1 pseudogene is annotated in these 284 nt (G+C 66.2%); it reads right to left on the bottom strand.

Features of this window, described 5'->3' with window-relative positions:
- Nucleotides 1-284 (bottom strand): annotated as a pseudogene (locus U4012_RS35730) (phosphomannomutase/phosphoglucomutase); the annotation flags it as partial.

The following is a 284-nucleotide window of genomic DNA, read 5'->3' as shown; positions in this document are numbered from 1 at the left end:
TTCGCTTCCTGCTGCAGCTTCTCGATCAGGCGGAAGTTCTCGCCCTCCTCGAGCTTGAGCTGCAGTTCGGGCGTGCTCATCGCGTCCGGCAGCGCATTGAGCAGCGCGCTCGGATCGGCCGTCTTCGCGAGGATCTCGAGCAGGCGCGCGCCCGTGTAGAGACCGTCGTCGAAGCCGTACCAGCGGTCCTTGAAGAACACGTGGCCGCTCATCTCGCCCGCGAGCGGCGCGCCCGTCTCGCGCAGCTTCGCCTTCACGAGCGAATGGCCCGTCTTCCACATCAG

The sequence above is a fragment of the Burkholderia sp. BCC1988 genome, from assembly GCF_905339895.1.
Lineage (GTDB): Bacteria > Pseudomonadota > Gammaproteobacteria > Burkholderiales > Burkholderiaceae > Burkholderia.
The sequence above is the reverse complement of the archived record's forward strand: the minus strand, read 5'-3'. Positions and strand labels throughout refer to the sequence as shown.